The sequence below is a fragment of the Enterobacter sp. UCD-UG_FMILLET genome (assembly GCF_000762975.1).
GTDB lineage: Bacteria > Pseudomonadota > Gammaproteobacteria > Enterobacterales > Enterobacteriaceae > Enterobacter > Enterobacter dykesii.
The window spans coordinates 13,406-37,997 of sequence record NZ_JRJC01000019.1 but is presented as its reverse complement, the minus strand read 5'-3'; the positions used below and the strand labels follow the sequence as shown (position 1 = coordinate 37,997).

Sequence of the window (24,592 nt, the reverse complement as noted above, 5' to 3'; positions counted from 1 at the left end):
CATCGATATTGGCGGTGTAACGAGCAGCCTTTTAAATCAGCCATGTGTGGTTGAAGTACGCAAGGAAAATGATTCATTTAATATGATATATAATTTTATTAACTGTTGTTCTATTTGCAACCCTGCAACTCAATTTTTTTAAGCTAATGATTATGACTCACCAGTTGCCTAAACGAGGCTAGAAATAACCCCTTGCCCGTAATGTTATTTTTTGTTACATTAACCACATAAGTAGCAAATACAATGAGTATTATGCTGGCGTTATTTGTACAACGATTAGATTGTGGAACTAAATTGAAATATGTATTTGTACTAACATTGAGTATGGTATTGTCAGGCTGTACCGCAAATGATTGGGTGGATGCTGCAAGTGGGATAATGCAAGCTAAAGACCAACAAGAAAAAGACGCAAGAAATCAGCGTATAAAATCAGCTAATAAGGCTGCAGGTTACTGATGCATCAATAATTTATACATTCCTCTTCTTATCTTTACAGACAGCAGAGGAATCATATTCCAGTCAAATATCCTTACACGGAATATAATCACCTAAGAAATCAAAATAATCAAAAAAGATATTTCTTGCTTGTCAAATTTCTTATCCAAAATATTATAAGAAGATAATTGGGTAAGTACAATCACCATTACGCAGATGCATTCTGGCTTGATTCTTTACAGACCAGTCAAAAGCGGGCATCTGTTGTTTAAATTTTCTGCCAGATGACGTTCGTCGTCCGGAGTACAACATTCGCGATCGAACCAGACCACGTCAACATCGCCAGGTAAGGAACGATGCCAATCAACATGCAGATGATCCTATACGGCATCCCTGACAAAACCCGCGCCAATCCAGCAATCACGAAGTTGCAAATCGCGGACCGCGTAAAGCACCGGCATTCGTGAAGGATCAACCGACAATATTCTCTGCAATGAATTTAGATAGTCCACCATGATTCCCGTTATTAAACAGCACCGCCCCGCCATCTTAACCGGAGCGGCTGATCTACATCCTTAGTGTGCGCTCAAAACCGCAAGCTGCCACAACCAACAATCAAAAACTGTATGTCACCTTCAAACTCCCCGTGGGCGACGTTTTGCGTTGCACAATGGGACTATCACCCGCATCCCCCGTCAGCTGCGTCACACCCGCTGAGGCAAGGACGCTCCAGCGCGAGGTGAGCCTGTGGGTCCAGCCAAGATTCATCGACCAGGCATAAATCCCGGCCCCGGCGTCATGTCGGGCAAATCCCGATGCGCTCGACTGCGCGGCACTGACCCCATAGTAGGTCTGCATGTACTTGTCGGATCCCCAGCTGCCGGTCAGCGCCAGCGCCACCTCATTTTTTTGTGAGGTATAAAACGGGCTGGAAATGCCGAAATGGACCGCTTCACCGTTGTCTCTTTCAGAAACCGGTACCTCAGCCTGCAGCTGCAGGTGAAGCCAGTCGGTCACCCTGTACTCCAGCCCGGGCACAACGATTGCCGAGCCTTTTATCTCGCCCATCCCCCGCAGCTCGTCGCTGCCGGAGCTGATCGAATCGCTGCTCACGTCTTTATCTTTACGACCAACCCGATAGCTCAGCGCCGCGCTGTAATCCAGGTTGCCGATGTTATTGCCGTAACCGATCCCTCGCGTGGTGCCGATAAAGAAGCCGTTTGCCATGGCGTAATCCACCACCTGAGCCGCACTGACGCGGGTTTTATCGGAACCTGAGTAGCGCGGCGCGACGTCCACGCCGCCCCCCAGGGTTAAGACGTTACCCTGGCTCTGTTCTGCCGCCAGTGCAGGCGCGACCAGTAACGCCAGAACGACGCCCGGCACGAGGTTTTTCAGGCTGCGGCCCGGAAGGAAATGGGGGAACGTATGACGCAGTTCGATGTTTCTCATTAAAGAAGCCCTTTTGGATTCAAATGATGACGATGCATGCGGTTAACCGCCAGAACGCCCATTTTGAATACCGACCCTAAGGTTCTTATGAGCCGAACATGAAGAAACACTGAAGCGCGAGCACACGCTGTAAACACGGTAGGTTTCCTGATACCGTTTTTTTCTTAAGATGTTCTTCATTCACGGTTGATACAGTTACCAGTGTGAAAATTCTACTAATCGAAGACGACCTGGATCTCGGCAACGGCGTACGTATCGCCCTCTCTGATCAGGGATTTGACGTCATATGGGTACGCCGCAAAGAGGATGCGCTGCATCAGCTGGACGTCTGCGTGCCTGAACTTATTTTGCTCGACCTGGGGCTGCCCGATGGCGACGGCATGAGCCTGATGACGCGTTTGCGTCAGCAGCTCAAGGGGATCCCGGTCATCATCCTGACGGCGCGCGGCACGCTGCAGGACCGGCTTTGCGGGCTGGATGCCGGCGCGGACGACTATCTCGTCAAACCCTTTGTTCTCGCCGAACTGCTGGCGCGAGTACGAGCCCTTGCGCGACGCAGCTACGGTTTTGAGAATGAGGCGATAGAAATTCGAGGCTTATCGCTTCATGTTCCGACGCGTCGCGTGACGGTAAGCGCGCGCCACATAGACCTGACCGTCAGTGAATATGCGCTGCTGGAAACATTGATGCTGCGCGCTGACCGCGTGATAACGCGACGGTTTCTGGAAGAGCGGATATTCGGTAACAAAGAGAACCTCAGCAATGCGCTCGACGTGCATATGGGAAATTTGCGGCGAAAAATCGGCGACGGCTATGTACGAACGGTGCGGGGCGTCGGGTATGTCATTGATACCGTCTCAGTCCAGAAGGTGACCGGTTAATGCGAAACGTCTGGTATCACCTGAGACGACCGACGCTGGTACGGCGAATTATCATCGCCCAGATCGTGCTGCTTACTCTGCTGTGGAGTCTTTTTTTAACCTTCATTCTGTGGGATGACCTGCGCAGCCCTCCCATCCTCACGGGCAATAAGACGTATGAAACCCTTTTTACCCTGGTTGAGAGGATGGACGGACGCCCGCAGGATCGCAGCGCCGTGCTGGAAGCCTTCAGCAAGGCGCTGCGTGAGGGCTATGGCGGCGGTGACGATCCCGCGCTGTCGATTAACCTCATCGTTCGCGAGAATAATGCCATGATATTTTCGTCACAAGGAGCACCCGCGGGGGTGAAAAACACCCGGCCAGGGGAAATGGAGCACGTACAGAGTGAAGGTCGCGTCTGGACCAGCCGCACCCTCAAATCCCCTCATTCCGACGTGGAAGTTACCCTTTTCACCCCAGCCAGCGGCTGGAACTTCTTTATCTATCTGAACTCGCGCGGGTACTACATCCTGCCGCTGCTGGTTTGCTTCCCTTTTCTGCTGTTTCCCGCGTGGCTCTCAATCCGCATTGCGATGCGTCCGTGGAACAAGGTGGTCAATGAAATTTCGCTACGCACGCCGGACGATCTTTCCCCGTTAAAAGCCGTACCGAAGCACCGGGAGCTTCGCCAGATGGTGGACGCGATCAACGACTTCCTTGCCAGGGTGCGCGAAAGCGCGGAAAGGGAGCGGGTTTTCATTGCGGATGCGGCGCACGAACTGCGTACGCCCCTCGCGGCGATGCGCATCAACGTGGAAGCGCTGCAGTCCTGGGTCATTAGCGAGAGCCAGCAGGAGCTGCTTGCAGGGGTGATTCGCAGCAACAGCCGGGCAGCGCGTCTCGTCAACCAGCTGCTGCTGATGATGCACAGCGAAGCGCGCATTGATACGGACATGGAAACCGTTCCGCTGACCACGCTCATTCAGGAGCGAATGGCCGAGCTGGAACCGCTGGCGTCCGCGCGCAGAATTGAGCTGGAATTCTTCTCCGAGGATGACATATGGATCCCCGGCGTCAGGGAACGCCTGGTATCGCTTATTGACAACCTCATTGAGAACGCCGTGAAGTACAGTCCCGAGGGCGGGCGGATTCAGGTCGATGTCTGCATAGCGGATGGCTTCGCGCGGCTTCGCGTTTCAGATGCAGGGCCCGGTATTCCGGTTGAACTGCGCGAGCGCGTGTTCGACCGGTTTTTCCGCGACCCCAATCAGGTGCAAAGCGGGAGCGGGCTGGGGCTTGCCATCGTCAAAGCGGTGGCGCAGCAACACAACAGCAGCGTAAACCTGAGTACTTCCGCTGAAGGTGGCCTGATGGTGACGGTTGACTTCCCGAACCGCACGTTTTGCTAAATCAGAACAGGGAGTTCGATCGCAAATGCCGCAGATTGCTTCAAAATAATTACCGTATTTGTTATATTGTTGTTTATTGCTTATTCACCTCTGCGGTGCCAAAAAGAACAAGATTCACCGCAACCCAGGAAAGAGAAATGTTAGATTACCGCTTCCCGACAGCTTTGCAGATGGTTCTCAGCGTAGCGATGGCGGAGCAATTGGGTGAACGTTCCACGAGTGCGATTCTGGCCTACGGCCTGGAAGCGAACCCGAGCTTCATCAGAAAATTGATGGTTCCGCTCACGCGTGACGGCATTATCGTCTCAACGCTTGGCCGTAACGGCTCAATTCATCTTGGTCGCCCGCCGGAAGAGATCACCCTGCGCGACATCTACCTTTCGGTCATCGAAGATAAAAAGCTGTGGGCCTCCCGCCCTGACGTGCCGGCCCGCTGCGTGGTAAGCGCTAACGCATGCTGGTACTTCAAATCGATTTCCGAAGAGGCCGAGGAGGCTTCGCTAGCAGTACTGGCCCGCCATACCGTGGCAAGCGCCCTGGAAGCGGTGAAAAACGCCGACAGCAGCGGATGGGATCCCCTCCCGGACCTTATTGCCCAGTATCAAAAAACGTCGTAACGTTTTATCTGATGCGAAAAAAAACCGCCTTCACAATGAAGGCGGTTTTTTATTATCTGCAGCTTTCCTACGCGGGCAGAACGTCCCTTTCCTCTTTTTTCCCGCGCGTCACGAATTTACGCAGCGTCACGTAAAACACCGGCGTCAGGAACAAACCAAACAGCGTCACCCCCAGCATACCGGAGAACACCGTGATCCCGGTGACGCCGCGCACTTCTGCGCCTGCCCCGTGGCCGAGGATCAGCGGAATAGTCCCGGCAATAAAGGCGATGGAGGTCATCACAATCGGACGTAAACGTAGGCGGCAGGCCTCCAGCGCGGCTTCCATAATGCCTTTGCCCTGAATTTCCAGCTCGCGGGCAAACTCCACGATAAGAATCGCGTTTTTACACGCCAGCCCCATCAGCACCACCAGCCCCACCTGCACGAAGACGTTGTTATCACCCCCGGTCAGCCAGACGCCAAACAGTGCGGACAGCATGGTCATCGGCACGATGAGGATCACCGCCAGCGGCAGCGTCCAGCTCTCATACAGCGCCGCCAGCACCAGGAACGCCAGCAGCACCGCGACCGGGAAGACGATCAGCGCCGTGTTGCCCTGCGTCGCCTGCTGGAAGCTCAGATCCGTCCATTCAATGTTCATCCCGTTAGGCAGGATCTGCTTAGACATCGCGTCCAGCTGCGTCATCGCCTGTGCGGACGAAAGCACGCGCGGATCGGCATCGCCAATCAGGTCCGCCGCCGGGTAGCCGTTGTAACGGATCACCGGATCCGGCCCGTAGGTGGTCGTGATTTTCACCATACTGCCAATCGGCACCATTTCGCCCTGGCTGTTGCGGGTGCGCAGATTCGCAATATCTTCCACGCTGTCGCGGAACGGCCCGTCGGCCTGCGCCATCACGCGCCAGGTACGTCCGAACTGGTTGAAGTCATTGACGTACGACGAGCCCAGATAGGTTTGCAGCGTCCCGAAAAGATCGGTTAGCGACACGCCCTGCGCTTTCGCCTTATCGCGGTCAACCTGCACGTCCAGCTGCGGCACGTTAGCCTGGTAGGTTGAGATCGGGAAGTGCATTCCCGGCGTCTGCATAATCGCACCGGACATGGTGTTCACCGCGTTTTGCAGCGCGCCATACCCCAGACCGCCGCGATCCTGAATATACAGAGAATAGCCCGACCCCTGACCCAGCCCTAAAATCGGCGGCGGCAGAATGGAGAAGCCAAAACCTTCCTGGATTTGCGCGATTTTCGCGTTGATCTCCGCGTTTATTTCCGCCGCAGTATGCTTACGCTGGTCGAACGGCTTCAGGCCGAAGAAGACCGTCCCGGTGTTCGGCGTGTTGGTGAACTGCAGCGCATTCAGCCCCGGGAACGCCACCGCGTAGTCCACGCCTTCGGTATTCATCCCGATTTCGCTCATTTTGCGGATCACCGCGTCGGTGCGCGCCAGCGACGAACCTTCCGGCATCTTCACGCCACCAATCAGGTACAGCTTATCCTGCGTCGGAATAAACCCGCCGGGCACCGCTTTAAACATGACGCCAGCGGCACAGAGCAGCAGCAGATACACCACAAATACCGCGCCGCGTCTTCCCAGCGTTTTGCCCACCAGCCCCTGATAGCCGTTCGAGCTGCGGTGGAAAAAGCGGTTAAACGGACGGAAAATCCAGCCGAACAGACGATCGATAAGCCGGGTCGGGAAATCTTTCGGCGCGCCGTGCGGTTTTAACAGCAGTGCCGCCAGCGCCGGAGAGAGCGTCTGCGAGTTAATAGCGGAGATGACCGTAGAAATCGCGATCGTCACCGCAAACTGCTTGTAGAACTGCCCGGTCACGCCCGAGAGGAACGCCATCGGCACAAACACCGCGCACAGCACCAGCGCAATCGCGATGATCGGCCCGGACACTTCGCGCATCGCCTGATGCGCCGCCGCAAGCGGCGCAAGCCCCTCTTCTATGTTTCGCTCGACGTTTTCCACCACCACGATGGCGTCGTCCACCACGATACCGATGGCCAGCACCAGCCCGAACAAACTCAGGGTATTGAGCGAGAAGCCGAGCAGGTAGAGAATGCTGAAGGTACCCACCACCGAAACCGGCACCGCGATCAGCGGAATGATCGACGCGCGCCAGGTTTGCAGGAACAGGATCACCACCAGCACGACCAGCACCACCGCTTCCAGCAGCGTTTGCACGACCGCACGGATGGAGTCGCGCACGAAAACGGTCGGATCGTAAGGTGCCGCCCACTTCATGTCCGCCGGGAAGCGCGTGGACAGTTCGTCCATTTTTGCGCGCACCGCGTTAGACAAATCAATGGCGTTCGCCCCCGGCGACTGGAAGATACCAATCCCGACCGCGTCTTTATTGTTCAGCTGGGAACGCAGCGCATAGCTGCCGGACCCCATTTCGATACGCGCCACGTCGCGCAGGCGGACGACCGTACCGTCCTGCGTTGTTTTCAGGACAATATTGCCAAACTCTTCTTCGGTATGCAGGCGGCCCTGAGCGTTAATGGAGATCAGGAAATCGCTCTCTTTCGGCAGCGGCTCGGCGCCAAGCTGCCCGGCGGAAACCTGTACGTTTTGTTCCTGCATTGCCGTGACCACGTCCGAAGCTGTCAGTCCGCGAGCCGCCACTTTATTTGGATCCAGCCAGACGCGCATCGCGTACTCACCCGAGCCGAAAATCTGGATCTGGCCGACGCCGGGCAGACGCGCCAGCTCGTCCTTCACCTTCAGCGTGGCGTAGTTACGCATATACAGGGAGTCGTACTTACCGTTGGGCGAAAACAGATGCACCACCAGCGTCAGCGTCGGGGACTGTTTCTGGGTGGTAATGCCCAGGCGCCGCACGTCTTCCGGCAGACGCGCTTCGGCCTGCGCGACGCGGTTTTGCACCTGCACCTGCGCCTGGTCCGGATCGGTACCCGGACGGAAGGTGACGGTGGTGACCAGCACGCCATCGGAGCCCGCAACGGACTTCATGTACATCATGTTCTCAACGCCGTTGATCGCCTCTTCCAGCGGCGTCGCCACCGTCTCGGCAATCACTTTCGGGTTGGCCCCCGGGTACTCCGCGCGCACCTGCACGCTTGGCGGCACGACGTCAGGATATTCGCTCACCGGCAGCAGCGGGATGGCGATTAACCCTGTGATAAAAATCAGAATCGACAGCACCGCGGCAAAAATCGGCCTGTCGATGAAAAAGCGGGAAAAGTCCATGGGTAGGATTCTCAGGTCAAGGGATCAGTTGAGGGCGCTGGTGGCGGTCATGGCAACGGTTTTGGCGTTAACCGGCATACCCGGCATAAACACTTTTTGTAAACCCTCGACGATGACTTTATCGCCAGGGTTCAGCCCCTGCTGCACGATGCGTAAACCATCTGCCAGACGACCCGGCGTAATGTCGCGGCGCTGCGCTTTCCCCTCTTTATCCACGATATAGACGTACTTACGATCCTGATCGGTCAGCACCGCCTTGTCGTCGATAAGCGTGGCTTTAAACTCGGCGCTGCCCGGCAGGCGTACGCGGGCAAAAAGTCCCGGCGTGAACTGACGCTGCGCGTTATCCAGCAGCGCGCGCATGCGGATGGTGCCGGTACTCGGCGTGAGCTGGTTATCAAGGAAGTCCACTTTGCCCTGATGGGGATAGCCCTCCTCGCCAGTCAGGCCAATCTCAACCGGAAGCGCCGTGTGGTTGCTGGACGCCCCCTGCCCGCTGCGGGCCAGGTTTTGATAGTGAAGGTAGGTTGACTCGTCCACGTCAAAGTAGACGTAAACCGTCTTCTGCGAGACCAGCGTGGTGAGAACGCTGGCGGTGTCGCCCGCAGTCACCAGGTTGCCGCTGGTGATCAGCGCCCGGCTGGCGCGACCGTCGATAGGCGCGGTGACTTTGGTGAAGTCAAGGTTGAGCTGCGCAGCGTCCACTGCCGCCTGCGCGGCACGAATATCGGCCTGGGCCTGAGTGGCGGCCGAACGACGCTGCTCCCACTCTTCACGGGAGACAACGTTGGTATTGACCAGCTTATCGGTACGGTTAGCTTCACTTTGCGCGAGGCTCGCCTGCGTTTTGGCTCTCGCCAGGTTCGCCTGCGCCTGTTCCAGCGCGGCGCGATAGGTTCGGTCATCAATCGTGAACAGCACCTCGCCCTTCTTCACTTCCTGACCGTCGGTGTAATTCACTTTATCAATGTAGCCGGAAACGCGCGGGCGCAACTGAACGCTCTCCACCGCTTCAATCCGGCCGTTAAAGCTATCCCACTGGCTAATGGATTTCACCACCACGTCAGCAGCGCTGACGGCGGGCGCAGGCGGCGCGGCGTTTTGCGCGACGCTGTTGTCGCATCCGACGAGCAGCACGGAGAGCAACATTGCTCCCAGCGCGCTCAGATGAGAATTACCCCAGGTTTTTTGCAGGCTCATTATTTTTATTCCGATAATTGTCGCCGCCGGGCAAGACGCAGCAGGAGGCACCGCGCCACTTCCTTTGTCCGGGGGCTGTCTTAAGGCCATTTGTGTCGTTCATCGCCACAAAACTGTAACAGTTGCGAATACACTATTCGCGGCGATTGTAGGAAGGCGCTTAACTAAGTGCAAGAATAATTGTTGCACTTTATGTGCTATTTGAGCGGATGTGAAAAGACCCGTTTCGCTCAGGGATTTAAATGCAACAATAAAACTTGCAATTAATACAAAAACGCGCCACCTTTAAATGCAACAGACAAAGATACTTTTCCATCCGCTGCGTGGGGGTAACCAGATGAACACTGGCGCATTTATGCATGATTTACTCGACTGGATCGACAACAACCTGGACAGCCGTCTGGACATTGAGTCCGTCGCCAGGCGTTCCGGCTACTCGAAATGGCACCTCCAGCGCCTGTTCAAAGAACATACGGGCTATCCCCTCGCCGGGTATATTCGCGCGCAAAAGCTGCAAAAATCGGTTGAGCGGTTAACCCACAGCGACGAGCCGATTCTGAACGTGGCGATCGCGCTGGGCTTTGACTCCCAGCAGTCCTTCAACCGCAGCTTTAAGCGTCAGTATGGTCAGGCGCCTGGGGCATGGCGGCGCAGTATAGGTGGCCCCGAAATGCAGCAGCTTCGCCAGTAATGCATATTTTGCTGCAACATCGATCTGTTGCTGATATACTGTACATAAACACAGTATAGCGAGGTGCACGATGGCTGTTGAAACAAAATTTGTTGTCGTAAGAAAAGGTGAAGAGAAAATGACATTTGCCAGTAAGAAAGAGGCTGACGCTCACGACAAACTGCTCGATATGGCAGACGCGTTCACCGACTGGCTGTTGCAAAGCGGAATGCAAATGGATGAAACGCAGGCTGAAAATCTTGGCCTGTATCTCGCCGAGCAGAAAGAGACCGTGCAGCATATTCTGCGTACCAGCAAGCTTCCCGATCTCACTGCCCCAGCTGCAGCGGATAAAACTGAATCCGACGCGGCTGATATGAAGAAAATCAGGGCTGTGAAAGCGGCCTGATTTATTCTGCCTGAAAGAGAAAAGCCTCCCAACGGAGGCTTTTAGAGTGATAGTTGACGGGCTATTTCAGCCTTTCTCTCAGTTCGGTATAGACTTCATTCAATTTGGTGATATTGGCTTCATCCATCGAGAGCACTGAGAAGTCCACAAACCAGTTACCATTACCGTGCTTCCTTATGATAAATAGTTTTTTGCCGTTCATAAATTGATACTCAACTTCGTAGCTTTTATGAGTCCACGAGAGATTATCCGGAATATTGAATTTCGTCGTCTGTGTTGGTTTTGTCGGATCCCATTTTAAAAAGTTAGTATACATAGTTATCCAACGTTCGAGGCTGGCCTTGGTGACGTAACCAAAATGACCAGACAAATCCCCACCGTAGTAAACGGTCATTACTGCGTATTCACCTTTATCGTCGAGGCGGAGAATTCCATCAAAACCATCTTTATACTGAGGTTCATTAACCAGCATCACTTCAACACCAGTTTTATATTGTGTCCAGGTATAATAGAACGCCGGCTTCCCTGGTGTTGAACACCCCGCCGTAAGCATTACGAATATAAACCCTAAGATTCTAATCATCATTATCCCTAATTAAATAAAACCAATTTCATTTATAGCAACTAAAAAATGCAATTAACTACTAGATGCTACACTTTATTTGACCATAATATCTGTTGAGCAAATTTCTCATTAACTAAACGGCTATTCCGCAAAAAACTTTAGAGAAATTTTCCAGTTTAAATGAAATCCTTCGATAAATACTGCCATCATTGCTGGTCTATTGTTAGGCAACTGAACAATTATCGCCGTGATATCTGCGGAATGTGTTAGCTATGTTTGCGTCCCACTCATTGCAAACGTAACGTTACTTAGCGCCTCCACGTCAATCCCACAGCCACCAACCATAAAACATGGTAGCTATACAAACACGCCAGACTGTTACGTTAATACCTGTTTAGCCAATAAAAAGGAGATGCGCATGACCCCACCCCCGCTACGCCAGATCATTGAATCCTGCGATCGCGCCATCACCACCAAAAACTATGACGCGCTGATGGAGTACTACGCCGACGACGCGGCTCTGGTGGTTAAGCCCGGCATGACGGTTAAAGGCAAAGAGAACATTCGCAGCGCGTTTATTGCCATTTCTGATTATTTTCAGGACCAATTGATTGTGGAACAAGGGGAGATGCATGTGATCGAAGGCGGTGGCAATGCCCTCGTTATCATGGAAACCGTTCTCCGTTTTCCTGATGGTCAGGGTGGAATAACGGAAATGTCGCGCCGCGCTACCTATGTTTTTCGGCTGGAAAGCGACGGACGCTGGCTTTGTACCATCGACAACTCCTACGGTACGTCGCTTCTGGATACCGGGAACTAAGCGCGTTAATCACGGCTTCAAAGGGGCGCTGCCGCCCCTCCACTTTCATAAGGTTACTTTGCGTTTTGCGAGGCGCCTTCCAGAAACCTTCGCCGGGCCCAGACAGAGCACGCCCCACCAAATTTTGCCCCAACCTCCTCCGTGCAACTGGTGTATTGTTCCTAAACAACTCATTCCTCTAAGGGACACCTGCGCAATGATCACCATCCTCGGCAAAACCACCTCCATCAACGTGCGTAAAGTACTCTGGACCTGCGAAGAAGCAGGCATCGAGTATCAACAGGAAGATTACGGCAGCGGTTTTGCCTCAACGGAAACGGATGCCTTTCGCGCCCTGAACCCTAACGCCATGGTGCCGGTGCTGATTGATGGCGATTTCGTGCTGTGGGAGTCCAATTCCATCTGCCGTTATCTGGCGCGCAAGGCCGAACGTCACGATCTGCTGCCCGCAGAACCGCAGGCCTGCGCTAACGTTGAGCGCTGGATGGACTGGCAGGCCACTGAATTTAACAACGCATGGCGCTATGTCTTCCCGGCGCTGGGGCGTAAAAACCCGGACTTTAACGACCCTGAGCGCATTGCGGCGGGAATAAAAGAGTGGAACCACTGCATCACCATTCTGGAAAACCAGCTGCAGCGCACCGGCGCATTTGCGGCGGGCGAGACGTTTACCCTAGCGGACGTGGTGCTTGGGCTGTCGGTGAATCGCTGGAAAATGACGCCGTTTGATAAACCTGACGTGCCGGCGATTGAGGCCTGGTTTGAACGTCTTAACCAGCGACCGGCGTTTTTGCGTCACGGCAATAACGGCATGGTGTAAAACTTAATTCCTGAATGAATACCGCAACGAGGCTGTTTTTTTAATTACGAAACCCTGATTGTCGTCAGAGGGAATAATAATTAAGCCATATCCTGGACAGCCCGTTGCACCGCTTTGCTAGCCTGACTATTCAGGCAAAGCTCAACCCGGAGGTATTCTTGCTGATTAGACTCAAGAAAGAACGAACGCATAAGGAGGATCGCCGGCTTGCTCTCTGGCTGGCGACTTCGGCAGGTTTGCTGAATGCCATCGCTCTCGGGGCATTTGGTTTTTTCCCCTCACACATGACCGGCAACACCTCACAGTTATCCAGCGAAGTCTCTTCCACCGACCTCAGCGATATTATTTTCTTCGGCTCGATTATTCTCTCCTTTGTCGCAGGCGCCATTCTTGCCCGCACGATAGTGATATGGGGCATTATCCATAACGTCAGGTTGGTTTTTTGTCAGATCCTTTTTGTAGAGGGGATATTACTGACCGGCGTTTCCTTCTACGAAATGTATTTTCATGCGCTCACCAGCAACCGCGAGATTATTCTTTTTCTCTGTTTTCTGATGGGTATTCATAACTCCACCTCCACGCAGCTTACCGGCGGGCGGGTGAGATCGACGCACATTACCGGCACGCTGACGGACGCGGGAATTTCCCTCGCCTCCGTAATGGTGGCGATGCTGCGCAGGGATTACTCCAAAGATACGGCGGCACAAAAAAGTCAGCTGAAAACCCACTTAACCACCCTGTTTTCGTTTATTACGGGCGGTATCGCGGGGCTGCTGCTGTTCAGGTGGATCGGGTTTAACGCCATGCTGGCGCTCGGGTTGATGCTCGCCGTGGTCGCTATCGTTTCCATTATCACCGTCTCGACGCGGGTTCGACGGGTTCGTGCCTCTCTGTGAAGATAATGTTCGATATTCGATCGTAACAGCTTTTTAGATGTGACACTGTCACATCTATAAATTCGCTTTAGGACTATTCTGCCTGACCCTCAATCAGCCCTTATGCCATAAGGCCTAACCCAAGGTTGTCACTATTTTCATAGGGTTACTGATTTTGCCCCTTCGCTGGAACCCTTCCCAAACGCTTGCTATAGGTGAAATACCCCTGCCGAAACATGGCATAACAACAGGCAACCGGTGGTTGCTATAACGCATGCGCACAGGGAGACACACCGCAATGCACCCATTACTCAAACGTTCGCTGCTGTTTGTCGGCGCCATTATCGTGGTCCTCGCCCTCCTCGTCTGGGGTATCGGGCTGGAGACGATAAAGGCGCGCCAGGTTGACCTGGTCTATCTCGGGCAACAGCACATGATTCTGGTTTTCTCATCGATGTTTTTTGCCCTGCTGGTGGGTATTCCAGCCGGTATTCTGCTGAGCCGCCCGGCCGCGCGGGGTATCGCCGAATATGTGATGCAAATCTTCAACGTCGGCAACACGCTGCCGCCGCTGGCCGTTCTGGCGCTGGCGATGGTGGTGATTGGCATTGGCGATACGCCCGCCATCATCGCCCTGTTCCTCGCCTCGCTGCTGCCGATCGTGCGCAATACCTACGCTGGGCTGTGTTCGGTCCCGCCGTCGCTGCTGGAAGCGGCAAACGGCATCGGGATGACCAAATGGCAGCGTCTGCGTCAGGTTGAGCTGCCTGCCGCCTGGCCGGTCATGCTCTCGGGGATCCGCATCGCCACCGCCATTAACGTCGGTACCGCGCCGCTGGCGTTCCTGATTGGCGCCAGCAGCTACGGCGAGCTGATTTTCCCCGGCATTTACCTGAACGATTTCCCGACCCTGATCCTCGGCGCGGCGGCCACCGCCCTGTTCGCCCTGATCCTCGATACCCTGCTGGCGGCGCTGGGTCGCGTGATGAGTCCCCATCTCGCTCGATAACAATAACAAGGAGCTTTTATGAGACTGATATCCGGCCTGACGGCGATGTGTGCCGCGGCGCTGTTCACCAGCCAGGCGATGGCGGCCCCGCTGATTCTGGCGACCAAGAGTTTTACCGAGCAGCACATTCTCTCGGCGATGACCGTGCAGTACCTACAGAAAAAAGGATTTCAGGTTCAGCCGCAAACCAATATCGCCACGGTGATTTCCCGTAACGCGATGATCAACAAGCAGATTGATATGACCTGGGAGTACACCGGCACGTCGCTGATCATCTTTAACCACATCAACAAGCGCATGTCGCCAGAGGAGTCGTACGAGACGGTGAAACGCCTGGACGCGAAGCACGGTCTGGTCTGGCTCAAGCCCGCCGATATGAACAACACCTATGCTTTTGCCATGCAGCGCAAGCGCGCCGAGGCGGAACATATCAACACCATGTCGGAGATGGTGGCGAAAATTGAGCAGATCCGTAAAACCAACCCGGACAAAAACTGGCTGCTGGGCCTGGACCTGGAATTTGCCGGGCGCAGCGACGGCATGAAGCCGCTTCAGGCGGCCTACCAGATGGATCTGGACCGTCCGCAAATCCGTCAGATGGACCCTGGTCTGGTCTATAACGCGGTACGCGACGGCTTCGTTGACGCCGGCCTGATTTACACCACCGACGGGCGCGTAAAAGGCTTCGATCTCAAGGTGCTGGAAGACGATAAAGGCTTCTTCCCGAGCTACGCGGTGACGCCGGTGGTGCGTAAGGACACGCTGGAGGCCAACCCCGGTCTGGAAGAGGCACTCAACACCCTCTCAGCCCAGCTCAACAACGACGTTATCACCGAGCTGAACAAGAAGGTGGATATCGACCATCAGTCACCGCAGCAGGTCGCCCGCGATTTCCTGCGTAGCAAACAGCTGCTGTAGGAGGCGCTATGGATACGATTCACTACATTCTGGACAACTGGGATTACCTCTTAACCCTCACCCTTCAGCACCTGTGGCTGGTGGCGCTGGCCGTAGGTTTAGCCATCATCATCGGCGTACCGCTGGGCATTCTGATTGTCCGCCACAGGTGGCTGGCAACGCCGGTGCTGGGCATTGCCACCATTGTGCTGACCATTCCGTCCATTGCGCTGTTTGGCCTGATGATCCCGCTGTTTTCGCTGATCGGTCAGGGGATTGGCGCCCTGCCCGCGATTACGGCAGTGTTTCTCTACTCGCTGCTGCCGATTGTGCGTAACACCCATACGGCGCTCGACAGCCTGCCGCCGGGCCTGCGCGAAGCCGGACGCGGCATCGGCATGACCTTCTGGCAGCGTCTGCGCTGGGTCGAGATCCCGATGGCGCTGCCGGTGATTTTCGGCGGGATCCGCACCGCCGTGGTGATGAATATCGGCGTGATGGCGATTGCCGCGGTGATAGGCGCGGGCGGCCTGGGCCTGCTGCTGCTCAACGGCATCGGCGGAAGTGATATTCGCATGTTGATTGCGGGCGCGCTGATGATTTGTCTTTTAGCGATTGTGCTTGACTGGCTGCTGCACCGTCTGCAGGTGGTTCTGACTCCAAAGGGGATTCGATAATGATAAAACTGGAAAACCTCACCAAACAATTTTCACAGAAGCACGGCCAGACCTTTAAGGCCGTCGACAACGTCAACCTGACCGTGCCCGAAGGGGAAATGTGCGTCCTGCTCGGCCCGTCCGGCTGCGGGAAGACCACCACCCTGAAGATGATTAACCGCCTCATTACCCCAAGCAGCGGGACGATCCTGATCAACGGCGAGGACACCAGCGGGATGGACACCGTCACCCTGCGCCGCAACATCGGTTACGTGATCCAGCAGATTGGCCTGTTCCCGAACATGACCATCGAAGAGAACATCACCGTCGTGCCGCGCATGCTGGGCTGGGATAAAGCGCGCTGCAAAACCCGCGCCGAAGAGCTGATGGATATGGTGGCGATGGATCCGCATAAGTTCCTCAACCGCTACCCGCGCGAGATGTCCGGCGGCCAGCAGCAGCGTATCGGCGTGATCCGCGCCCTTGCGGCAGATCCTCCGGTACTGCTGATGGATGAACCCTTCGGCGCGGTGGACCCGATCAACCGCGAGGTGATCCAGAACCAGTTCCTGGAGATGCAGCGCAAGCTGAAAAAAACCGTCATGCTGGTCAGCCACGATATCGACGAAGCCCTGAAGCTCGGCGACCGTATTGCGGTGTTCCGTCAGGGGAAAATCGTGCAGTGCGCCAGCCCGGATGAGCTGCTGGCGAAACCAGCGAACGAGTTTGTCGGCTCGTTTGTCGGTCAGGACCGCACCCTGAAGCGTCTGCTGCTGGTATCGGCGGGCGACGTCACCGACCAGCAGCCGACCATCACGGTGCGGGGCTCTACTCCCCTCCCTGAAGCCTTTGCGACCATGGATGATAACGATATTCGCGCGATTACCGTGGTTGACGAGCACGGCAAGCCGCTGGGCTTTGTGAAGCGTCGCGAAGCGCGCAACGCCAGCGGGACCTGCGCCGACATCCTGCATACGTTCCGCATGACCGGCAAGGCGGAAGACAACCTGCGCGTGGTGCTTTCACGTCTGTATGAGAGCAACACCAGCTGGATGCCGATCGTGGATGAGGACGGGCGCTACAACGGCGAGATTTCGCAGGACTATATTGCCGAGTACCTGAGCTCCGGGCGTACGCGCCGGGCGCTGAATATTCATAGCGACAGCTAACCTTTCTGGCCGGGCATCGCCCGGCTTTTTCGCACGCAGACCTTTTGCTAACCCCGCGATTTCCCGCCACAATATCGTATCGTCCCCGTTAAAACGCGACCCATGCAACGTCTTCATACCTACCCTGACATCCGCGCGATGTTTCGTCGACTGCTGATTGCCACCGTCACCGGCGTGCTGGCCGCGCTGGCCGTGGCGGTGTTTCGACACAGCATGTACCTGATGGAGTGGCTGCTTCTCAGCAACGATAGCGGCAGCCTGGTGAATGCCGCCGCGTCGCTCTCGCCCTGGCGGCGCGCGCTAACGCCCGCGCTGGGTGGGCTGGCTGCCGGGCTTCTGCTCTGGGGATGGCAGCGTCTGACCGCGCAGCGGCCTCATGCCCCTACCGATTACATGGAGGCGCTGGAGACCGGAGAAGGCCAGTTTGACTACGGCGCCAGCCTTGTGAAATCCCTTGCCTCGCTGCTGGTCGTTGCCAGCGGAAGCGCCATCGGGCGTGAAGGGGCGATGATCCTGCTTGCCGCCCTCGCCGCCTCCCTTTTCGCCCGGCGCTTTACGCCGAAATCCGAATGGAAATTATGGATAGCCTGTGGCGCCGCCGCCGGGATGGCCAGCGCCTATCACGCCCCCCTTGCCGGAAGCCTGTTCATCGCGGAAATTCTGTTTGGCACGCTGATGCTGGCCTCGCTCGGCCCCGTAGTGATTGCGGCGGTGGTGGCGCTGCTTACGACGCAGCTCCTGGCTCCGGGCGCGGGTGCGCTCTACGCGGTCCATCTGAGCGGCATCCTTACCGCGGCCGATTATGCTCTTCTCGTCGCGATGGGGCTGGTGGCGGGCCTCTGCGGACCGCTGCTGATGTGGCTGATGGACTTCAGCCACGGGCTTTTCCTGCGCCTCAAGCTTTCGCCACCGTGGCAGCTGGCGCTGGGCGGTGCGATCGTCGGGCTGCTTTCTCTCCTCACGCCGAAGGTGTGGGGGAATGGCTACAGCGTGGTTCAGGCTTTTCTGCTCGCCCCGCCGCTGCTTTCGGTGATTGCCGGGGTGTTCATCTGTAAGCTGCTGGCGGTGCTGGCGAGCAGCGGATCGGGTGCGCCGGGAGGGGTTTTTACGCCTACGCTGTTTGTCGGTATGGCGACGGGAATGCTGTTCGCGCAGCTTTTCGCACTGTGGCTGCCGGGTTCTGAAACGGCAATTTTGCTGGGGCTGGCGGGGATGGCTACGCTACTTGCCGCGACCACGCATGCGCCCATTATGTCGGCGCTGATGGTCTGTGAAATGACCGGGCAGTATTTTTTACTGCCCGGCCTGCTGGTCGCCTGCGTGGTGGCGTCCGTATTGTCGCGGACGTTACGCCACGACTCGATCTACGGCCAGCACGCCACCGAGGGCAGAGAGATCGATGTACTGCGCTAGCTCGCGCTGCTCGGCGCGTGGTAGATAAGGCAGTTCACCCACCAGCGGTCCGGGGAGTTTGGTGCTCAGCACGTCGATAATCTCCGCGTAGTGCGCCAGGCCCGGGTTGATGCGGTTTGCCACCCAGCCAACCAGCGGCAGGCCGTCATTGGCAATCGCCTGCGCCGTCAGCAGCGCGTGGTTGATGCACCCTTCCTGGATACCCACCACCATTACCACCGGAAGCTGCTCCTGCACGACCCATTCAGACAGCGGGCGCAGGTCGTTCATCAGGCTGCGCCAGCCGCCCGTCCCTTCTACCACCACGTGGTCAACCTTTTCGCTCAGGTTCGCCAGGCCGTCGGACAACAGGGGATAATTAATCAGACCGCTGTGCGCTACGCTGCTCTCCTCTTCGCTTAAGGAAATGGGATTGACCGCGTGATAAGGCAGTTCCAGCGACGAGACGCTTTGCAGCACCAGGGCGTCTTTATTACGCAATCCCTCTGGCGTCTCTTTACTGCCTTTTGCGACCGGTTTGTACCCTGCCACGCGTTTACCGCTTGCTGCCAGCGCCTGCAGCAATGCGCGGGATACGACGGTCTTGCCGACAGAGGTATCTGTACCAGTAACAAAGAAACGCTTAAGCATGACTCACTCCACCTCTTGGGTATGCTTCGAAAATATAAACCAGGTAAATAATTCAGTGGAGGAAGTCTACGGGATGCATGCGCTACCCGGCTTGAGATAGCGCAATTTTTCTTACATCAGCGGAAAAGAGTTAACCCTGCAACAGGCGGATTAGCAGCGAGCCGTTATACATGGCATCTTTGACCAGCGCCGCGCCGGCCATGGTTCCCTGGTTGGAAAACTGGGTACTTTCTACCGCGATATTTTTGCTGTACGCGGGAAGCGACTGCTGCTGAATACAGGCCGTAATGGCCGGGAAGAGGATTTCCGCCGCCTGGCTCAGCGGTGAGCCAATGAGGATTTTTTGCGGGTTGAAGAGGTTCACCATAATGGCCAGAATGCGGCCAACATTATTCCCCACGCCGGTAATAATGTCCTTCGCCAGCAGATCGCCCTGGCGCGCGGCGGCGCAGAGCGAATCCACCGTTAGGGGTTGTCCGTGCAGCGAGGAGCTCATGGACTGGCTGAGCCGAACCTGCGCCAGCTCCAGCACGCTTTCCACGCTGGCAATGGTCTCCAGACAGCCGTGGTTTCCGCAGTAGCAGCGCTTACCGTACGGGTCGACCTGGGTATGACCGATTTCCACCAGACTGCTGCTTCCGGCGTGGAGAAGACGACCGTCGGTAATCACGCCCGCCCCGACGTTATGGTCGATAACCACCTGAATCACGTCCCGCGCACCGCGCGACGCGCCAAACAGCGCCTCCGCCATTGTCCAGGCGCTGATGTCATGCTGAATATAGACCGGTACGCCGGTATGGTTTTTCAGCACCTCGCCCAGCGGCATCTCTTTGACATCGTCGTAAAACGGCATGCGGTGGACTATGCCATTTTCGGTATCAATAATGCCCGGCATGGTGATGGCAATCGCCGTTAAGCGTTCCAGCCGCTGCTGATGGCGGATAAAGAAGCGATCGATATGCGAGACAATCGCGTCGAGGAGCGGTTCCTCCGCGTTGAGCGGCAGTTCAAGCCGGTCCTCTACCACCAGCTTGCTGCTGAGGTCGCGCAGCGCAAGGAAGATCTCGCCGCGGCTGATGCGCAGCGACAGGTAGTGCCAGGCTTCCGTCTCCACCACCAGCCCGACTGCCGGGCGGCCGCGGCTGCCCGGCTCCTGAATTTCCGTCTCCTGAACCAGGTGCGCTTCCAGCATCTCGCGGACAATCTTGGTGATACTGGCAGGTGCCAGTTGTGCCAGGCGCGAAAGATCGATACGCGAAACCGGACCAAGCTGATCAATCAGGCGATACACCGCGCCAGCGTTGGTCTGCTTAATCTGATCGATATGCCCTGGCTGACTATCAGCAACCACCTCGTACTCCCTTATTTTCGAGCTTCGAAATAAACTGTTGGCTATGGTGAAGCACTTGTATGGCTGCCGTCAAATATTTACTTAGCCATGTGATTTACCGCACATTTTTTCCCTATTTTCACTGAAAATGCCGCCCGGCAGAGGCGCTCATTAGCTGCTGTTTGAAGCGCTGCGCGGCATGGCTCTGCTCGCGGTGTTTTGACCACACCAGCCACATTTCGGAAACGGCATCCTCTTCGGCAATGGTCACCCAGCGCATTTCGCGCAGCTGCACCCGTTTAAAGGAGGCCGGAAGAATAGACACGCCCAGCCCGGCCGCGACCAGGCCAATAATGGTCATCGCTTCCCCTACCTCCTGAGTGATGACCGGGGCAAGATCGTAGCGGCGCATCAGCCCCAGGATATCGTCATACAGGCCCGTCCCGACCTGCGGGTCAAAAAAGACAAACGGCTCTTTTGCCAGCTCTGCCAGCGAAACCGCCGGACGCGACGCCAGCGGATGATCGTGCGGGATCATAGCCATCAGCGGTTCGCGCAGGATAACCTCCCACGCCAGCGTGTCCGGCAGTTGGGTGTTACGCATCAGGCCCAAATCCAGCGAACCTTCATTCAGCGGCGCAATCTGCTCGCGGGTGTTGATTTCGCGCGTCTGAATGTGAACATCCGGAAAGTGACGACGGAATGACGACAGGGTTTCCGAGACGGCGCTGATAAACGGCGCGGACGAGGTAAACCCGATGCGCAGCTCTCCGGCTTCGCCGAGATAGAGCCGTTCTGCACGGGCGGCGGCGTCATCGACCATGCTCAGAATTTGTCGGCTGTCGATGAGAAATTGCTTGCCCGCCGCCGTCAGGCTCACGCTGCGGTTGGTGCGGGCCAGAAGGCGTGCCCCGACCTGCTGCTCCAGGATCTGAATCTGCTGGCTTAACGGTGGCTGAGAGATATTCAGGCGTGCCGCCGCGCGCCCAAAATGCAGCTCTTCGGCGACGGCGACAAAGTAGCGAAGATGGCGCAGCTCGATATTCATATTTTTAAAGTATCATTTGAGATTATTAATATATTAGACAGAATATTTACATTTTCCTACCCTGAACAGGTGGTCATACCCGTCACCAGAAATCACGGGGATGTTTAAGCAAGGAAACTGTGTGAGCCGTACAACGACAATTGATATCGATCCGGCAAGAGATATCAATGATTTACCCGCAGCATCGCAGCCGGTCCAGTTCATTAAACGTGGTACCCCCCAATTTATGCGCGTCACGCTGGCGCTCTTTTCCGCCGGTCTGGCGACCTTCGCCCTGCTCTATTGCGTTCAGCCGATCCTGCCCGTTCTCTCTCATGAGTTTGGCGTATCGCCTGCCAGCAGCAGCGTTTCGCTCTCTGTTTCTACCGCCATGCTGGCGATTGGCCTGCTCTTTACCGGACCGCTGTCCGACGCCATTGGCCGTAAGCCGGTGATGGTGACCGCGCTGATGCTGGCCTCGGTCTGTACGTTACTCTCGACCATGATGACCAGCTGGCACGGTATTCTGGTGATGCGCGCGCTGATTGGGCTCTCGCTTAGCGGCGTGGCGGCGGTCGGAATGACCTACCTCAGCGAGGAGATCCACCCGAGCTTTGTTGCTTTCTCTATGGGGCTTTACATCAGCGGGAACTCCATTGGCGGAATGAGCGGCCGCCTGCTGAGCGGGGTCTTTACGGACTTCTTTAACTGGCGTATTGCGCTGGCGGTAATAGGATGTTTTGCGCTGGCATCGGCCCTGATGTTCTGGAAAATTCTACCGGAATCGCGTCATTTCCGCCCGACATCGCTGCGCCCGAAAACGCTGTTTATCAACTTCCGCCTGCACTGGCGTGACAAAGGGCTTCCGCGCCTGTTTCTGATCGGCTTTCTGCTGATGGGCGCCTTCGTTACGCTGTTTAACTATATTGGCTACCGCCTGATGCTCTCCCCGTGGCATCTGAATCAGGCCGTTGTCGGCTTGCTTTCTGTGGCCTATCTCACCGGCACGTGGAGTTCGCCGAAAGCCGGGGCGATGACCGCACGCTATGGACGCGGGCCGGTACTGCTGGTATTCACGGGCGTGATGTTACTCGGCCTGCTGCTGACGCTCTTTTCCTCGCTGTGGTTTATCTTTGCCGGCATGCTGCTCTTCTCTGCGGGGTTCTTTGCCGCGCACTCGGTCGCCAGCAGCTGGATTGGCCCGCGCGCGCGTCGCGCCAAAGGACAGGCATCGTCGCTGTATCTGTTTAGCTATTACTTGGGTTCCAGCATCGCCGGGACCCTCGGCGGCGTGTTCTGGCATCACTACGGCTGGAACGGCGTGGGCGGGTTTATCGCGCTGATGCTCTGTGCGGCGCTGCTGGTGGGCACAAGTTTGCATAAACGTCTGCATTAACATTCCAGCGCCTTCGTGTTTAAATCAAGCCGATGCTAATTTTTGTCATCGGCTGATTCAGACACGAGGACTTCATGAAAAACAATAACTATCAACAACTCACCCGCACCTTCCAGCGTCTCTCCCGCTTCTCTCACCTCTCCTCTATCGCCAGCTGGGATATGTTCACGATGATGCCGCCGGGCGGCAGCGCCGCGCGCGGTGAAGCACTCGCGGAGATGAGCGTCCTGCAGCACCAGATCCTGACCGATAAAAAAGTCGGCGACCTGTTAGCGGCGGCGGCAGGTGAGGATCTGAATGATGTCGAACAGGCCAACCTGCGCGAAATGACGCGCCACTACCAGCAGGCTACCCTGCTGCCGGAATCGCTGGTTGAAGCGAAATCCCTGGCAGGCAGCAAGTGTGAACACGCCTGGCGCACGCAGCGACCCGCCAACGACTGGCAGGGTTTTTCCGCCAACCTGAAAGAGGTGGTCAAACTCAGCCGCGAAGAGGCTCGCCTGCGGGCTGAAGCCAAAGGCTGTACGCCGTACGACGCGCTGCTGGACATTTTTGAACCCGACATGACCAGCGCGCGTCTGGACGTTCTGTTCGGCGATATGAAGTCCTGGCTACCGGATCTGCTGGCAAACGTGGTCGAAAAACAGGCTCAACGGTCGTTTATTCCTCCGCAAGGCCCCTTCCCGACGGCAACACAGCGTGAGCTGGGCCTGGAAGCCATGAAGATGCTTGGCTTCGATTTTAACGGCGGTCGCCTGGACGTGAGCGCGCACCCGTTCTGCGGCGGCGTCCCGGAAGACGTGCGTATCACCACGCGCTATGACGAAGATGAGCTGCTCAGCGCGCTGTTTGGCGTGATCCACGAAACAGGACACGCCCGCTACGAACAAAACCTGCCGCGCGCGTGGTCAGGACAGCCGATTGCCCTGGCGCGCTCAACCGCAATCCATGAGTCGCAGAGCCTGTTCTTTGAAATGCAGCTGGGGCGCAGTGAAGCCTTCCTCAGGCATCTCCTGCCTGCGGTACATGCCCGCTTTGGCAGCCAGGCGGCGTTTAGCGAAGATAATTTTATTGCCTGGAACCAGCGCGTCAAACCTGGCTATATCCGCGTCGATGCGGACGAAGTGAGCTACCCGGCACACGTGGTGCTGCGCTATGAAATTGAACGGGCGCTGATTAACGGCGAGATCGAGGTGGACGATATTCCTGCCCTGTGGGATGAGAAAATGCAGGCCTGGCTCGGGTTATCCACCAAAGACAACTACCGCAACGGCTGTATGCAGGACATCCACTGGACCGACGGCGGTTTTGGTTACTTCCCGTCATACACGCTTGGCGCCATGTACGCCGCGCAGCTGTTCCATGCCGCCAGAACCGCACTGCCGGGTCTGCAGGCCTCCATCGCTGAGGGCGATTTTTCCGCACTCTTTGAGTGGCTGCGTCAGAACATCTGGCAGCACGGCAGCCGCTTCAGCACGTCGCAATTAATCACCCAGGCGACGGGTGAAGATCTGAATATCCGTTACTTCCGCGAACATCTGACCTCCCGTTATCTTTAATCCCTCTGCCGGAGCCTGCTCCGGCACCCTTCTCACCCTTTTCAATAAGAATATGATTTAGAACATGTTGTCATGATTGCGTCGGGTGTATGAATGCGTGTCCTTCCGACACAATTAGACTACCCTCAGGCCAGGATAAAAAAATAAAGGG

At 56.3% G+C, this 24,592-nt stretch carries 24 protein-coding genes; 16 read left to right on the top strand and 8 right to left on the bottom strand.

Features of this window, described 5'->3' with window-relative positions; genetic code table 11:
• The first annotated feature begins 243 nt into the window (after positions 1 to 243).
• On the top strand, positions 244 to 456 hold the full coding sequence (locus LA04_RS24755; protein ID WP_126328423.1) for a hypothetical protein: 213 nt from the start codon (positions 244 to 246) through the stop codon (positions 454 to 456).
• Positions 457 to 609: 153 nt separating this feature from the next.
• On the opposite strand, the gene LA04_RS24970 is transcribed toward LA04_RS24755, so the two are convergent.
• The gene (locus LA04_RS24970; RefSeq protein ID WP_235211329.1) at positions 610 to 696 is read right to left on the bottom strand and encodes a nucleotidyltransferase family protein; all 87 of its coding nucleotides are present in this window, start codon (positions 694 to 696) and stop codon (positions 610 to 612) included.
• Between the two features lie 354 nt (positions 697 to 1,050).
• Positions 1,051 to 1,887, bottom strand: coding sequence for a MipA/OmpV family protein (locus tag LA04_RS09505; protein ID WP_047651348.1), 837 nt, complete (start codon positions 1,885 to 1,887; stop codon positions 1,051 to 1,053).
• A 203-nt stretch (positions 1,888 to 2,090) separates the two neighbouring features.
• Between LA04_RS09505 and LA04_RS09500 the strand changes: the two genes are divergently transcribed.
• The 3 genes from LA04_RS09500 (at position 2,091) to LA04_RS09490 (ending at position 4,773) form a co-directional block, all read left to right on the top strand.
• Positions 2,091 to 2,768, top strand: coding sequence for a response regulator (locus LA04_RS09500; RefSeq protein ID WP_047651347.1), 678 nt, complete (start codon positions 2,091 to 2,093; stop codon positions 2,766 to 2,768).
• Positions 2,768 to 4,156, top strand: a complete 1,389-nt coding sequence (locus tag LA04_RS09495; protein ID WP_047651346.1) for a sensor histidine kinase — start codon at positions 2,768 to 2,770, stop codon at positions 4,154 to 4,156. Before LA04_RS09500 ends, LA04_RS09495 begins: the two co-directional genes overlap by 1 nt.
• 137 nt (positions 4,157 to 4,293) lie before the next feature.
• A complete protein-coding gene (locus tag LA04_RS09490; RefSeq protein ID WP_029739386.1) occupies positions 4,294 to 4,773 on the top strand; it encodes an RrF2 family transcriptional regulator in 480 nt (159 codons plus the stop codon).
• Between the two features lie 67 nt (positions 4,774 to 4,840).
• Here LA04_RS09490 and oqxB read toward each other — a convergent pair whose 3' ends face one another.
• Both oqxB and LA04_RS09480 read right to left on the bottom strand, forming a co-directional pair.
• Positions 4,841 to 7,996, bottom strand: coding sequence for a multidrug efflux RND transporter permease subunit OqxB (gene oqxB, locus LA04_RS09485; RefSeq protein ID WP_047651345.1), 3,156 nt, complete (start codon positions 7,994 to 7,996; stop codon positions 4,841 to 4,843).
• 24 nt (positions 7,997 to 8,020) lie between these two features.
• On the bottom strand, positions 8,021 to 9,196 hold the full coding sequence (locus LA04_RS09480; RefSeq protein ID WP_047651344.1) for an efflux RND transporter periplasmic adaptor subunit: 1,176 nt from the start codon (positions 9,194 to 9,196) through the stop codon (positions 8,021 to 8,023).
• Between the two features lie 337 nt (positions 9,197 to 9,533).
• On the opposite strand from LA04_RS09480, the gene LA04_RS09475 reads away from it, so the two are divergent.
• Both LA04_RS09475 and LA04_RS09470 read left to right on the top strand, forming a co-directional pair.
• Positions 9,534 to 9,887, top strand: coding sequence for a helix-turn-helix domain-containing protein (locus LA04_RS09475; protein ID WP_047651343.1), 354 nt, complete (start codon positions 9,534 to 9,536; stop codon positions 9,885 to 9,887).
• Positions 9,888 to 9,957: 70 nt separating this feature from the next.
• Complete coding sequence (locus tag LA04_RS09470; RefSeq protein ID WP_047651342.1) at positions 9,958 to 10,275, top strand: YebG family protein; 318 nt, start codon at positions 9,958 to 9,960, stop codon at positions 10,273 to 10,275.
• 61 nt (positions 10,276 to 10,336) lie between these two features.
• On the opposite strand, the gene LA04_RS09465 is transcribed toward LA04_RS09470, so the two are convergent.
• Positions 10,337 to 10,861, bottom strand: coding sequence for a hypothetical protein (locus LA04_RS09465; protein WP_235211328.1), 525 nt, complete (start codon positions 10,859 to 10,861; stop codon positions 10,337 to 10,339).
• A 397-nt stretch (positions 10,862 to 11,258) separates the two neighbouring features.
• On the opposite strand from LA04_RS09465, the gene LA04_RS09460 reads away from it, so the two are divergent.
• The 8 genes from LA04_RS09460 (at position 11,259) to clcB (ending at position 18,499) form a co-directional block, all read left to right on the top strand.
• Entirely contained in the window at positions 11,259 to 11,660 is a 402-nt protein-coding gene (locus LA04_RS09460) for a YybH family protein (protein WP_047651341.1), read from the top strand.
• A gap of 196 nt (positions 11,661 to 11,856) precedes the next feature.
• Positions 11,857 to 12,480 (top strand): glutathione S-transferase family protein, encoded by a 624-nt coding sequence (locus tag LA04_RS09455; protein ID WP_047651340.1) that lies wholly within the window; start codon positions 11,857 to 11,859, stop codon positions 12,478 to 12,480.
• Between the two features lie 158 nt (positions 12,481 to 12,638).
• Positions 12,639 to 13,376, top strand: a complete 738-nt coding sequence (locus tag LA04_RS09450) for a YoaK family protein (RefSeq protein ID WP_047651339.1) — start codon at positions 12,639 to 12,641, stop codon at positions 13,374 to 13,376.
• Between the two features lie 277 nt (positions 13,377 to 13,653).
• Positions 13,654 to 14,364: an osmoprotectant ABC transporter permease OsmY gene (gene osmY, locus LA04_RS09445; protein ID WP_032640485.1), complete on the top strand. Its 711-nt coding sequence runs from the start codon at positions 13,654 to 13,656 to the stop codon at positions 14,362 to 14,364.
• A gap of 18 nt (positions 14,365 to 14,382) precedes the next feature.
• Complete coding sequence (gene osmX / locus LA04_RS09440; protein WP_047651338.1) at positions 14,383 to 15,282, top strand: osmoprotectant ABC transporter substrate-binding protein OsmX; 900 nt, start codon at positions 14,383 to 14,385, stop codon at positions 15,280 to 15,282.
• Positions 15,283 to 15,290: 8 nt separating this feature from the next.
• Positions 15,291 to 15,938, top strand: a complete 648-nt coding sequence (gene osmW / locus LA04_RS09435) for an osmoprotectant ABC transporter permease OsmW (RefSeq protein WP_047651337.1) — start codon at positions 15,291 to 15,293, stop codon at positions 15,936 to 15,938.
• Positions 15,938 to 17,086: an osmoprotectant ABC transporter ATP-binding protein OsmV gene (gene osmV / locus LA04_RS09430; RefSeq protein WP_047651336.1), complete on the top strand. Its 1,149-nt coding sequence runs from the start codon at positions 15,938 to 15,940 to the stop codon at positions 17,084 to 17,086. The genes osmW and osmV overlap by 1 nt, the downstream gene beginning before the upstream one ends.
• Positions 17,087 to 17,188: 102 nt before the next feature.
• Complete coding sequence (clcB, locus tag LA04_RS09425) at positions 17,189 to 18,499, top strand: voltage-gated ClC-type chloride channel ClcB (RefSeq protein WP_047651335.1); 1,311 nt, start codon at positions 17,189 to 17,191, stop codon at positions 18,497 to 18,499.
• On the opposite strand, the gene bioD is transcribed toward clcB, so the two are convergent.
• From bioD to LA04_RS09410, 3 genes are all read right to left on the bottom strand, one after another.
• Positions 18,434 to 19,129: a dethiobiotin synthase gene (gene bioD / locus LA04_RS09420; protein WP_047651334.1), complete on the bottom strand. Its 696-nt coding sequence runs from the start codon at positions 19,127 to 19,129 to the stop codon at positions 18,434 to 18,436. The genes clcB and bioD overlap by 66 nt on opposite strands.
• Positions 19,130 to 19,259: 130 nt before the next feature.
• The gene (mlc, locus tag LA04_RS09415; protein WP_045401244.1) at positions 19,260 to 20,480 is read right to left on the bottom strand and encodes a sugar metabolism global transcriptional regulator Mlc; all 1,221 of its coding nucleotides are present in this window, start codon (positions 20,478 to 20,480) and stop codon (positions 19,260 to 19,262) included.
• Between the two features lie 118 nt (positions 20,481 to 20,598).
• Positions 20,599 to 21,507: a LysR family transcriptional regulator gene (locus LA04_RS09410; protein WP_047651333.1), complete on the bottom strand. Its 909-nt coding sequence runs from the start codon at positions 21,505 to 21,507 to the stop codon at positions 20,599 to 20,601.
• Positions 21,508 to 21,628: 121 nt separating this feature from the next.
• On the opposite strand from LA04_RS09410, the gene LA04_RS09405 reads away from it, so the two are divergent.
• Together LA04_RS09405 and LA04_RS09400 are read left to right on the top strand one after the other, a co-directional pair.
• The gene (locus LA04_RS09405; RefSeq protein WP_047651332.1) at positions 21,629 to 22,882 is read left to right on the top strand and encodes an MFS transporter; all 1,254 of its coding nucleotides are present in this window, start codon (positions 21,629 to 21,631) and stop codon (positions 22,880 to 22,882) included.
• 74 nt (positions 22,883 to 22,956) lie between these two features.
• A complete protein-coding gene (locus LA04_RS09400) occupies positions 22,957 to 24,441 on the top strand; it encodes a carboxypeptidase M32 (RefSeq protein WP_047651331.1) in 1,485 nt (494 codons plus the stop codon).
• Positions 24,442 to 24,592 lie beyond the last annotated feature (151 nt).